This window comes from Bacillus sp. NPDC094106, from assembly GCF_044764345.1.
Lineage (GTDB): Bacteria > Bacillota > Bacilli > Bacillales > Bacillaceae_G > Bacillus_A.
The window spans coordinates 30,389-41,840 of the sequence record NZ_JBIWHY010000003.1 but is presented as its reverse complement, the minus strand read 5'-3'; the positions used below and the strand labels follow the sequence as shown (position 1 = coordinate 41,840).

General features: G+C 33.9%; 8 protein-coding genes. 6 read left to right on the top strand and 2 right to left on the bottom strand.

All coding sequences use genetic code 11. The features are described 5' to 3' along the window. Window positions 1–63 precede the first annotated feature (63 nt). A complete protein-coding gene (locus ACIQ7L_RS05045; protein ID WP_400567202.1) occupies window positions 64–1,782 on the bottom strand; it encodes a methyl-accepting chemotaxis protein in 1,719 nt (572 codons plus the stop codon). A 365-nt stretch (window positions 1,783–2,147) separates the two neighbouring features. On the opposite strand from ACIQ7L_RS05045, the gene ACIQ7L_RS05040 reads away from it, so the two are divergent. From ACIQ7L_RS05040 to ACIQ7L_RS05015, 6 genes are all read left to right on the top strand, one after another. After that, window positions 2,148–3,818: a M4 family metallopeptidase gene (locus ACIQ7L_RS05040; RefSeq protein ID WP_400567200.1), complete on the top strand. Its 1,671-nt coding sequence runs from the start codon at window positions 2,148–2,150 to the stop codon at window positions 3,816–3,818. A gap of 441 nt (window positions 3,819–4,259) precedes the next feature. Next, window positions 4,260–6,116, top strand: a complete 1,857-nt coding sequence (locus tag ACIQ7L_RS05035) for a S8 family peptidase (RefSeq protein WP_400567198.1) — start codon at window positions 4,260–4,262, stop codon at window positions 6,114–6,116. 380 nt (window positions 6,117–6,496) lie between these two features. Beyond that, window positions 6,497–6,691, top strand: a complete 195-nt coding sequence (locus ACIQ7L_RS05030; RefSeq protein ID WP_400567196.1) for a hypothetical protein — start codon at window positions 6,497–6,499, stop codon at window positions 6,689–6,691. 297 nt (window positions 6,692–6,988) lie between these two features. Further along, on the top strand, window positions 6,989–8,098 hold the full coding sequence (locus ACIQ7L_RS05025; RefSeq protein WP_400567194.1) for a metallophosphoesterase: 1,110 nt from the start codon (window positions 6,989–6,991) through the stop codon (window positions 8,096–8,098). A 235-nt stretch (window positions 8,099–8,333) separates the two neighbouring features. Beyond that, window positions 8,334–9,239: an AraC family transcriptional regulator gene (locus tag ACIQ7L_RS05020; RefSeq protein ID WP_400567192.1), complete on the top strand. Its 906-nt coding sequence runs from the start codon at window positions 8,334–8,336 to the stop codon at window positions 9,237–9,239. A gap of 59 nt (window positions 9,240–9,298) precedes the next feature. Next, on the top strand, window positions 9,299–9,664 hold the full coding sequence (locus ACIQ7L_RS05015) for a VOC family protein (protein ID WP_400567190.1): 366 nt from the start codon (window positions 9,299–9,301) through the stop codon (window positions 9,662–9,664). A 44-nt stretch (window positions 9,665–9,708) separates the two neighbouring features. Here ACIQ7L_RS05015 and ACIQ7L_RS05010 read toward each other — a convergent pair whose 3' ends face one another. Then, window positions 9,709–11,448, bottom strand: coding sequence for a sensor histidine kinase (locus tag ACIQ7L_RS05010; RefSeq protein ID WP_400567188.1), 1,740 nt, complete (start codon window positions 11,446–11,448; stop codon window positions 9,709–9,711). Window positions 11,449–11,452: the final 4 nt, after the last annotated feature.

The following is an 11,452-nucleotide window of genomic DNA, read 5'->3' as shown; positions in this document are numbered from 1 at the left end:
AAAAAATAAAAGACAACCGTGAATTGATTGTCTTTTACTTTTAATTATATTTATAAACAATTTTTATTCTTTAATTTTAAATTGGGAAATTAATCCTTCTAATTCCTCGGTTTTTTTTCTTATTTGCATAGATTGATTTGTTATTTCTGTAATGGATGATGCTTGTGTTTGAATGGCTTGTACGGTTTGATTTGTATCTTTCGCTACTTTTGTAGAAGTTTCTGATACTGCTGATAGTGAAGCGTTAATTTCTTCAGTTCCAGCAGACATTTCCTCAGTTGTAGCTGATACTTCTTGAATTTGGCGTGTTATCTTATGAATGTCTTTCATGATTGTTGAAAAGGCTTCGTCTGCTTCATTAGCAGCATCTCTTCCTTGTGTAGCTTCTTCGTGTCCTTTTTTCATAATTTGAACAGTATCTTTTGTATCTTGTTGGATTGCTTTAATTAAATTATTAATTTCATTTGCGGATTGCTTCGATTGTTCCGCTAAATCTCTCACTTCAGCGGCAACAACTGCAAAACCTTTTCCATTTTCTCCTGCACGTGCTGCTTCGATTGCGGCATTTAAAGCTAGCAGGTTTGTTTGTTCCGCAATATTTGTAATCGCGTCTAAAGCTTTATCGATGTGTTGTGTACGCATAATAAGACGTTCTATCACTGTAGAAGTTTCTTCAACAATTGCATGTACATTATTCATTTGCGTAATAGATTGCTTAATTACTTTACTTCCGTTATTTGCACGGTCTGTTGTAGCAACAGATACTTCAGCAACAGTTGCTGCTGATTCAGCTACTGTTTGAACGCCATTTGTTAGGTCATTCATTGCTGTTGAACTTTCATGAATATTAGTAACTTGTCCTTCTATTTGTTTGTTTACTTCATTAATGGTTTGAACGGCTTCATGAGATATTTTAGATGCCTGTTTTGTATTTTGTAACATATTGTCGGTAGAGGAAGTAACTTCATATGTCGTTACATGGATTTTTTCAATTAATTGTTGTAAATTATCTAACATGTTATTAAAAGAGGTAACAATATTTCCTAATTCATCATTTGCTTGATAGGAAGTACGTATGACTAAATTTCCATCCGCTACTTGTGCTATATCATGCTCTAATAAAGTAATTGGACGCTTAATGGCTATTTTAGTGATATATCCAATACATGTAATAATTACAGCCGCAACAACTGAAATAATAATAAACGTCAGTATTATAGTATGTGCATCGTCCGTACTATTTTTTTGTAACTTTTCAGCCTGGCTACTATTATATTTCACAAGTTCTTGAATAGATTTAATTGCATTATGCATAGCGGGCTCAGTGTTTTTTAAATAATAAGCATAAGCTTCTTCATTTGTATTGTTTACTGCTAAATTTTGTGCTTCTTGCTGTTGAGTTCTGTATTCTTGAAAGTTTTTATGGAAATTCTCATATAATTCCCTTTCTTCTTGTGAATGGATTTTAGACTCGAATTTTTTTAATAACTCATCGTTTTCTTTTTGCACTTGAGCTATATTATTTGTTAATTCTTTGGTTCTTTTTTCATCAGTTGTAATCATAAGTTCCATGAAATTACAATTGCGGTCGTAGAAATTAGATTCTAAAGATTCTATCCAAAAAATCGGAAGTAACCTTTCGTCATACATAGTTGCAGAAGCTTCGCTCGTTTTTTTTAAAGAGATAACTCCTATAATGGATAAGAGAATACATGCAATACTAGCTGTAATCATTAATGTATTCAACTTCGTACCAATTTTAGTGTTTTTTAGAATTGACATTAAACCACATCCTTATTAAATCTTTATATTACGTTATATATCTTATAATAAAAAATGCCAAAAAACGACATATTTTTTAGAAATGTCGTTTTTTTGTTGCTTTTTTGTTGTTTTTTTTTAAAAGAACTAAAATTAGTAAAGCTGTTAATCGAGAAGGGGAGAACGATAAGATATTTTGGATGTGATGATATCTCAGTAATCAATTAAAATAATATTGGTTTATTATTATTTATATATATTAAAAAGACTAGTAAAAAGTTAATATATGCAATTATGCATAAATCTATATATTATAATACAATTGTTTGTATACTACTTAGTGAGATGCATCTTTATTTAAGGGAATAGTGAAAGGGGAAATAAGAATGAAAAAAACAGTCGTTACATTACTAGCCACCGGAATGGTTTTAGGTGCTCCATTTTCAACTGCCTTTGCAGAAGAGCAAGTATCACAGCAAGAAGCTTTGGATAAAATGGAAGTTATACAAAAAACGTGGAATGAAGAACAAGGGAACCCATCCTTTCTTTCAGGAGAACTATCTGATAAAAAGGTGAAAACAGAAAAAGAAGTGAAAGTGTTCCTTGAAGAAAATAAAGAGTTATTTAAAATCAATCCACAGACTGATTTAACATTTAAAGAAGTAAAATCAGATGATTTAGGGATGAAACATTATGTGTACATTCAATCTATCAATAAAGTACCAGTTGATGGTGCACAATTCATTGTTCATACAAAGAGTGATGGAACAGTAACAACAGTAAATGGAGACGTACATCCAGCTGCTGCAGATAGTTTGAAAGAAAACACAAAAGCAAAGATTACAAAAGAAACAGCTCTTTCAAATGCATGGAAACATATTAATCTTGCAAAAAAAGATACATTAGTAGAAACAAGTGGAAATCCATTAGAACAAGTGAAAGAAAACTTAAAATCTACAAATGAAAACGCAGATTTAGTTGTTTATGAAAAAGACGGGAATTATTATTTAACTTATAAAGTACAATTACAATTCATTAAGCCTTATGGAGCGAACTGGCAAATCTATGTAAACGCAGAAGATGGAACAATTGTAGATTCATATAATGCAGTTACAGATGCAGATACTCCGCAAAAAGGCTATGGCCACGGGGTATTTGGTGATCGAAAAGATCTTAATACAACTTATAGCAGCCAATATGGAAAATACTATTTACAAGACACAACAAAGCCGATGAATGGTGGCGTCATTGAGACATTTACAGTTAATCACAGCAACGCAGATAATCCAAAGAATTACTATTTATTCGATAACGATAATGTTTGGGTAGATAAGGACCAAGCTCCTGCGGTTGATGCTCATGCTTATGCAGGCAAAGTATATGATTATTATAAAAATGTTCATAATCGCAACAGTTTTGATGGAAAAGGGAAAACGATTCGTTCTGCAGTCCATTATGGGAACAACTATAATAATGCGTACTGGAATGGTCAACAAATGATTTATGGAGATGGCGATGGTGTTGAATTCGCACCACTTTCAGGTTCACTTGATGTCGTTGCACATGAGCTAACACATGCGGTAACTGAATATTCAGCTAATCTTCAATACGTAAATCAATCTGGAGCACTAAATGAATCTTTCTCTGATGTATTTGGATATTTCGTTGATCCAGCCAATTGGGATTTAGGAGAGGCTGTATATACGCCAGGAGTTGCAGGAGATGCACTTCGCAGCTTATCAAATCCTGAAAAATATGATCAACCTGCTCACATGAGAGACTATCAATATTTACCAGCAACAGAAGAAGGAGATAATGGAGGCGTACATATCAATAGCGGTATTCCAAATAAAGCTGCTTATTTAACAATTAATGCTATTGGGAAAGAAAAAGCAGAAAAAATCTATTACCGTGCCTTAACAACATATCTAACACCAACAAGTAATTTTAGCAAAGCACGTGCTGCTTTATTGCAATCTGCAGCTGATTACGATGGCGTTAATAGTGCGACATATAAAGCTGTGGCGAATGCTTGGGAACAAGTAGGAGTAAAATAATACGCTTGTTAATGTAATAATATTCGAAAATGAAATTTAATTATTATTTCCTCATATAATATTATATAGGTAATAAAACATTAAAAAATCATTATGTAAAAGGACACCCTTACGTAGAAATATCAGCGAGGGGTGTCCTTTTTGATATGAACTTATCGATTTTTGATGAACTAGAATTGTTTTCTAAAGAGTTGTAACGATATATGTCGGAGCAATTAGCTAGAGAGATAGGATTTGTCCCCTATTGTTTTACGTAGCAGTGACTTATGTGTTGGAAAATTAAAATGGATATATGTAAATAAATATTAAATATTGTATATTTAAATATATTGATATATTTTTAGATACTCATTATAATTTATTTAGTATAAAGCTTTGTACGTAATTATTTCGATATTTTATAGGAAACTGTTTAAAAATGAAAAAGTAGAGGGGAAATTAATGAAAATTTTAAAAGGAATGCTCGTATCTACAATAGCAATTACCGCTTTTACGGGACTAGGAAAGACTTCTTATATAGTGAGTGCTGCTTCAAACAATTCAGTAGTACAGCAAAAAGAATCTAATGTAGAAAAACAAGAAGAAAAGCAAATCATTGTAAAGTTTAAAAATGAGATGAATTTACCGTATGAGGATGGTATAGAAAAGCGAATAAAACATGAAAAAAATGATATAGTACTAGAAAAGTTTTTTTCTGAATTCCCAGATTTAACATTAACACGCTTATTTACGTCTGTAAGCCCTAAAGAAATCCAAAATCTAAATGAAAATGTTAAAACCGATAATAATACTTCATCTTCTAACTTATTAAATTATTATGTAATTCAAGTTTCGAAAAATGAACAAGCTGAAATATTAGTAGAAAAATTAAAACAATCATCTTTAATAGAGGATGTATACATGAAAGAAACAGAAAATGTAACACCACCGGAAGTACAGATGCCAAAATTATTTCTTAATCCCTATGATGACCCTAGATTCGAAAACCAAGGATATCTAAAAGAGGCACCATACGGTATTAATGCACCTTATGCTTGGGGGATCAAGGGAGGCGATGGAAAAGGTATAACATTTGCAGATATGGAGTATGGCTGGCTATTAAATCATGAAGATCTAGAAAAGCAAAATATCGAACTTATATCCGGAAGAAATACAGATGCTCACGCTGGGCACGGCACGTCAGTTCTAGGAATTGTTTCTGCGGAAGATAATCAAATCGGCAATATTGGTATTGCACCAAAAGCTACAGTAAAAGTAGTATCTCAAATTAGGGATGACGGCAGTAATAACAAAGCGGATGCTATATTAAGTGCTGTAAATCATCTAAATGCCGGTGATGTTTTATTGTTAGAGGCACAATCAGCTTATGAAGGATATCGTGATAAATATTTACCGGTTGAAGTGCAACCAGATGTATTTGATGCGATTCGCACTGGAACGGATAAAGGAATCGTAATCATCGAGGCCGGAGCAAATGGCTGGAATGACTTAGATGAATTTAAAGATAAAGATGGAAAAAAAGTCTTAAATCGTAATAGCAAAGATTTTAAAGATTCAGGGGCAATCATAGTCGGAGCTGCTTTATCAACTGTCCCTCACGGACGTTCATGGTTTTCAAACTACGGCAGTCGAATTGATGTATATGGATGGGGGCAAAATGTAGATACAACTTCTGCGGACCCAAGTAGAAGTGCTAAAAATTTATATACGTCTAGCTTTAATGGTACATCGAGCGCCTCACCAATTATTGCTGGTGCAGCCGTTTCCATACAAAGTATTGCTAAGGAGCATTTGGGTAAACCTTATAAACCAAGTGAGTTAAGAGACATCTTAAGTAATCCGAACACAGGAACACAATCTGGAGAACCATCTTACGATAGAATTGGTGTTTTACCAGATTTAAAAGCTATATTGTTAAAATTAGGATTTCAACCAAATGGAGAAGACTCAACTTCAAAAAACCCGCGAGAACAAGAGCCAAATAACGAAGATACACAGGCAAATCCAATAGATCTCAATACGATTATTGAAGGAAATCTTAACGACAATGATAAGTCAGATATCTATACTTTTACGATTAATTCACCGCAAAATATAGATATTTCCGTATTAAATGAAAAACAAATTGGAATGACATGGACACTTTATCATGAATCAGATTTAGAAAACATTGTAGCATATGGGAAAAATGATGGTAATACCATTAAAGGAGAATATAATGCGAAACCAGGGAAATATTATTTGCATGTCTATAAATATGAAAATAAAAATGGGTCGTATTTATTAAACGTAAAATAGGTTTTATGCATACATGAAACAAAAGGAATTCCCAAAATGAACGGTACCCCAATGGTTAGACGTAACTAATAATTGGGGTGCCGTTTTTAATGACCAAATATCTATCTTCCTATTTCGCTGCAAATATCACATCATTTTCGGAGATTGATTTGCAACGATAAGCGTTTTGATACAAGTCTTATGAGACATTATGGAGTCCTAATTTAACTGTGATTTGATTATGTACCAATAGACTTTACCCTATTGAGATTAGTAGGGTTTATACTTAAACTGGCAGTTTATTTAAAGAATAATGGTTAATCTTTGTTCAACAATCGTACCCTTAACGGAATAATGTATGCTAAAATTCAGACAAATCATAAATTAAGGAGGTATCAAATATGTCTACAGATATTATTTCCATAGTAGCCTTAGTATCTATAGTTATATGGAGTGCGGTGTCCCGAGAGATTGTAAAATCTTCAAAAAAGAATAATAAAGAGAAAAACGGACGAAAAATAATAACTTTAATGTCTGCAGGTATTTTATCAACACTAATTCTGACCATTTCACTTTTTCAAAATATCCAGTTTTAAAAAATGCGGTAGGAAGGTATGTCGGAAGTTTTTGTATAATATATTTAACCTTCACAATCGGGTATTTTAATAGAGTAATGAAAAAGGCCTAATTTCTTAACATTAAATTGAGAAATTAGGCTTTTTATATTGAAATTTCCTTAACGTTGTAAATTCGCATAATCCTGATGCTCCCCCATGCCCATCAAGCTAACAAAACAGAATTACCCCTAAAATGAACATAGTTACAGGTGCGTAATATTTACATTATAAATGGATGTCAAGTTATAATAAGAGAAATAGAAGAGGAGGTCTGTTGTGAAAAGTCTTCGATATTTCAATATGGGTACTATTTTTATTGTATACACAGTACTGATGTTTTACATCGGATGGAATGGCTGGGTGTGGCTGCGGACGCTCTTTGGCTGGGAATCATGGGGATATTATGCTTTACTGGTAGGTTTATTCTCATATGCTTATTTACTTGTTCAAGTGTTTAAGTTTCTTCCTTTGTTAAGAACAATTGGTTCCTATTGGTTTGCAGTGATACAATACGCGCTTATACTATTGCCACTAGCTGATTTAACGGTGTTTATTTTACAATTGTTATCCGTTCAGGCAGAGACAGCTATTATTTGGACAGGGACTGTTGTTTTCATTCTATTTCTATTTATTTTCGGTTACGGGATGTATAATGCGTATAGTCCAGTCGTTCGAAAGTATGATGTACATATACCGAAAAAAGTGGAAGGGCGTAAAAGCTTACGTATTGCGATGGCTTCTGACATGCATTTCGGTAAACTATCTGGCGTTTCTCATTTAAAAAGGCTAGTCCATCATGTAAACGAAATGGAACCTGACATTATTTTATTACCTGGAGATATAATTGACGATCATCCACGAGTGTTTATTCAGAAAAACATGGGACAAATTATGAAACAAATGAAAGCTCCATTAGGCGTATACGGTGTACTAGGAAACCATGAATATTACGGTAGAGCTATCCCTGAATTTCTACAAGAGATGGATAAGATTGACGTTCATATTCTTTTAGATGAAGTCATTACAATTGAAGACAGTTTTTATCTCGTTGGAAGAAGGGATAAAACAGAGCGAGATCGTCAAAGTTTTGAAGAGCTAATGAGTACAGTAGATCAATCACTTCCTGTTATCGCAATGGATCATCAGCCATTTGAACTAAAACAAGCAGCAGAATCAGGTGTAGATTTACTATTATCAGGTCACACCCACCGTGGACAAATGGCGCCGAATCATATCATTACGAAACGCATGTATGAACTAGATTGGGGATACGTACAAAAAGGTGCATTTCACGCCATTGTTTCCTCAGGATTTGGATTTTGGGGGCCGCCGCTTAGACTTGGAAGTCGGTCAGAGATTATCCAGATAGAGGTTACGTTTGAATAAATAAGAAAAGCAGTTGCCATTGGTAGCTGCTTTTCTTATCATGAAGTGCTATTTGGATAAGTTTCACTCTTTTTTGTAAAATACAGTAAAATTTTAATCGGCGGGAGATTCTTTATCCCGCGCCTAACTTTTTACAAGGCCTTACTTCCCGCAAATGGCGGGATAAAAGCAAAAAACGTCAAGAAACGAATAGCGCTTTCTTTTATCATAATACATATAGGGCGGGTGAACAGAGATGGAAAGTTATGAAACGCAAATTCAAAAGGCAATTGATTATATTGAAGAAGATGTAATGGAAAAACAAACGTTACGTAATTTAGCTCATATTGCAGGGTTTTCAGAATATCATTTTCACCGCGTGTTTCAGGCGATGGTTGGTGACACTGTAATGGAGTATGTTCGTAAGAGGAGGCTAGCTCGGGCAGCTTATCAGCTTTCTCATACAGACGAAAAAATTATTGATATTGCATTAGAGCATGGCTTTCAATCTCATGAAACGTTCACTAGAGCCTTTAAAAAATTGTTTCAAATGACGCCAAGTGCGTATCGAAAGCAAGAAATAAAAACGCCGATGTATTACAAAGTGAATGTGAAACAGAGGAAGTTGAATCCATATTTAGGGGGAATACAGATGGAATTTCGTATTGTGAACAAGCCAGCGTTTTTAGTTGCTGGATATGAAATGAAGACGTCTAGTAAAGAGGAGAAAAATCTCAAAGACATTCCGGTATTTTGGGATCGTTATTTACAAAAAAATCTAGCGGATAACATTCCAAATCGTAAAGATACAAGTCAATATGTAGAGCTTGGGATGTGCACAGATTTTAATTTAGAAACAGGAGATTTTACTTATATTATCGGAATGGAGGTTACAGACTTTGAGAATATGCCAAGTGAACTTACGAAGCGTACATTCCCAGAAGCAACATACGCTGTATTTACAACACCAAAAGTACCTCACAAAGATATGGTCGCATCAATTCAGCAAACTTGGAATGCAGTCTTCTCAGAATGGTTCCCGCATTCAGGATATGAACATGCTGGAGTGGTAGAGTTTGAGTTATATGATGAACGTTGTCATGAAGATAAGAGCGAATTTGCTCAAATTGAACTTTGGTTGCCGGTGCAGAAGAAACAATAAAAAAAGGAGCGAATCATAAAAAATGATTCGCTCTTCTATATAAAGGGAGAAATGGGAGTATGTTTAAAAAGTTAGAATGCGTATCGATACATACAAAGGATATAGAGAAATCTGTTTCGTTTTATAAATCAATGGGCCTGAAACAAAACTGGATTGTAGAGAGAAATTTAGAAAATGATAGAGTGTGGACGTTAATAGGATTGAAATTTCCAGATAAACATAGCTCGGAGTTAGTGCTAAGCGATCATCCAAATATTGATTTCATGGAAGTAGAAATATTGGTAGAAGATGTTTGTGAAACATATGAGCGTTTGAAAGAAAATAGAGATGTAAAATGGATCCGTGAACCGTTTCAAACAGAATCAGGGCATGTGGCCGTGATGGAGGCACCGGATGAGAATGTATTTGTATTAGTGGGGAAATAGAAAAAGACCTTCCTAGATTGGTATACTAGGAAGGTCTCTTTTTGTTAGGAGAGCGGGAATATGATAATAATTGTCGTTCCTTTTCCAAGTTCACTTTCAATAGAAATGCTACCTTTATGAGCAAGGACAAGCTGTTTTGTAATAGCTAGACCAAGTCCTGTTCCTGCATTGCTTTCTTCTGTATTTGTTCCGCGGTAATATCGTTCGAATAATAGTTCTTTCGTTTTTTCGTCCATCCCTTTTCCATTATCTGAAATAGAAAGTGTAAATGAGTTTGCATTTTGTGCGAGCTTTACAATTACTTTTGTTGTTTCATTATTATGTTTCACAGCGTTTGCTAATAAGTTTTCAATGATGCGCTGGAACCACTTCTCCTCAATAGCGTAATAAATTTTATTAGAGCTCGGAACAAATTCAATATTTTGATTTTGAAGAGTTGGATTGTTAATGAACTGTAATAAGACTTTTTGGACAAATTGGTTAATCTCCATAGTAACGAGCTGCGTAGGAAGTGCATTATTTTTTAACTGGTAAGTTAAACTTAAGTCGTCAATTAGCGTTGTCATATATTGTGATTTTTCTTTCATCACGCGGCCAAATTCTTGAATGTCACTATCAGTCCAGTTATATTGCTTAGATTCTAATAAGAGAGAATAACCATAAATGGAGCTGAGTGGTGTTTTCAAATCATGCGTGAGACCGGTAATCCATTCTTCTCGTGTTTGCTGAATCACTTTTCGCATAGATTCATTCTTTTTAAGGGTAACGGAAAGGTGCTCTAAAGCGTTGGTCACATCTTTAAACAGACGGAATGACCATTTTTCTTTACCTGAGCGCCGGAAGCGAACAGCTTTCCCTTTTTTGTTTACAGGTTCTTCATATTTTCCGCTGGCTATATTTTTGAGCCAACGCATTGTATGTAATAGCGGTTTCCCAAATTTTCTTCCATACCAAATAGAAAGAATGACTAAGTAAACAAATACGATGAGAACAATGAGGGCGAATCCTGTGAAAAATTTTTTTGCAAATACGGTTTCTGTTTCATCATCGGGATAGTAATGATCGTTTTTAACTGTTATGACAAAGAGAAGGCCGCTATCTGAATTATAGAAACTAGAGATATTTTCCTTATGGTTCCATGGTTCTTTTTCAGAAAGTGTTGTCTGTATTGCTGAAAGTGTTTTTTTCTTTTCACTTGGATATGAAAAAACTTCTTCTCCATTTGTGTTGAATATTTGTAATAGTGCCTTTTCCTTAGAAAGTAGATTCTTTTCTTGTTCCGTTAATGCAAAATTATCTACTACTTGAGAAGGATGGTTTTGTTTAAGTTTTTGTAGTATCGTACTACTTTTCATCACTCCACCATAAATAACGAGTGCCTTTTTTTCTTTTAGTTCAATTTCCCAGTAAGTAAATTTATAAGGGCTCTGTATATGATGCTGTAAATATGCGACTAAAGATGTCTTTGTATAAGATTTAGGGACATTATCTGGTGTGTTGAAGTGATAAAGAACTTTTCCGTTATCATCTACAATTTGGAGCCAGTCATTTTTATCTGTAATTATTTTTTTTACATCAGATTGCAATGTAATCTGACCATCTTCTGAAGATATATATTGAGAGATTGTGAAATTATCAGAATTTGGGATGTTAGGTTCGTATAATGTAGTACCAATGAGATAAACTAAGTAAGCAAAAGCAATTAATACTGCAATTAGTAAAGTAAACAAGACGAAAATGTGCTGCATGATAAACTGGATAATAAGTCTTCTACTTAAATTCATATTT

Bases quoted from the DNA above. Each gene is read 5' to 3' on its own strand.
- ACIQ7L_RS05045 (WP_400567202.1), bottom strand. From the start codon at position 1,782: ATGTCAATTCTAAAAAACACTAAAATTGGTACGAAGTTGAATACATTA.
- ACIQ7L_RS05040 (WP_400567200.1), top strand. From the start codon at position 2,148: ATGAAAAAAACAGTCGTTACATTACTAGCCACCGGAATGGTTTTAGGT.
- ACIQ7L_RS05035 (WP_400567198.1), top strand. From the start codon at position 4,260: ATGAAAATTTTAAAAGGAATGCTCGTATCTACAATAGCAATTACCGCT.
- ACIQ7L_RS05030 (WP_400567196.1), top strand. From the start codon at position 6,497: ATGTCTACAGATATTATTTCCATAGTAGCCTTAGTATCTATAGTTATA.
- ACIQ7L_RS05020 (WP_400567192.1), top strand. From the start codon at position 8,334: ATGGAAAGTTATGAAACGCAAATTCAAAAGGCAATTGATTATATTGAA.
- ACIQ7L_RS05015 (WP_400567190.1), top strand. From the start codon at position 9,299: ATGTTTAAAAAGTTAGAATGCGTATCGATACATACAAAGGATATAGAG.
- ACIQ7L_RS05010 (WP_400567188.1), bottom strand. From the start codon at position 11,448: ATGAATTTAAGTAGAAGACTTATTATCCAGTTTATCATGCAGCACATT.